At 48.4% G+C, this 1,130-nt stretch carries 1 protein-coding gene; it reads right to left on the bottom strand.

Going from position 1 to position 1,130, the window contains the following annotated elements; genetic code table 11:
- Nucleotides 1–1,130, bottom strand: a 1,130-nt coding sequence (locus R7M72_RS25420; protein WP_318056500.1) for a helicase-related protein, incomplete at both ends; no start/stop codon positions are given.

Raw genomic sequence — 1,130 nt, 5'->3', positions numbered from 1 at the left:
AGTAGCGCAGGGATTCTCAGTTCCACTTCTGTTTGCTCACGAAGCAGATCATCCAACGATGGCTCTTTACCTTCTTTCAGTGCTTCAACTGCTTGTTCAAGCATTTCCATATACAGTGTAAAGCCAACCGATTGAATTTGACCACTTTGTTCGTCACCAAGCAGTTCACCAGCGCCACGAATTTCCAAATCGTGCGTTGCCAGAGTAAAGCCCGCGCCTAAGTCTTCCAGTGAAGCAATGGCATCGAGACGTTTAATGGCATCTTTGGTCATTGCTTTTGGATGTGGCGTTAACAAATAAGCATAAGCTTGATGGTGAGAGCGACCAACACGGCCACGCAATTGATGCAGTTGCGCCAAGCCAAGGTTGTCAGCACGATCCATAATGATTGTGTTGGCCGTCGGAACGTCGATACCCGTTTCAATGATGGTGGTACAAACCAAGACGTTAAAGCGCTGGTGGTAGAAATCATTCATGATACGTTCTAGTTCGCGTTCACGCATTTGACCGTGTGCCACGGTAATACGGGCTTCTGGAATGAGTTTTTGTAAGTCTTCTGCCGTTTTTTCGATGGTTTCGACCTGATTGTGCAGGAAGTAAACCTGACCACCACGCATGATTTCACGCAGTACGGCTTCTCGCACCACGGACTCTTCACGTTCACGAACAAATGTCTTGATAGCTAAACGGCGTGCTGGTGGTGTGGCGATGATCGACAAATCACGCATACCACTCATTGCCATGTTCAGCGTACGAGGAATCGGCGTTGCCGTTAGGGTAAGAATGTCCACATCGGCGCGCATCGCTTTGACTTTCTCTTTTTGACGAACACCGAAGCGATGCTCTTCGTCGACAATCAACAAACCCAAATCTTTGAATTTGATGTCGCTGGAGAGCAATTTGTGCGTACCGACGACGATATCAACTTTGCCATCCGCCACATCTTGCAAAATCACTTTTTGCTCTTTGGCTGATTTGAAGCGAGAAAGCACCTCGACTCGGATTGGCAAGTTCGCGAAGCGGTCACGGAAGTTTTCAAAATGCTGCTGAGCAAGCAGGGTTGTTGGCACGAGTACGGCAACTTGTTTGCTGTTGTCCGTAGCAACAAAGGCCGCACGCATGGCAACTTC

The organism is Vibrio sp. YT-18 (assembly GCF_033337345.1).
GTDB lineage: Bacteria > Pseudomonadota > Gammaproteobacteria > Enterobacterales > Vibrionaceae > Vibrio > Vibrio alginolyticus.
The sequence above is the reverse complement of the archived record's forward strand: the minus strand, read 5'-3'. Positions and strand labels throughout refer to the sequence as shown.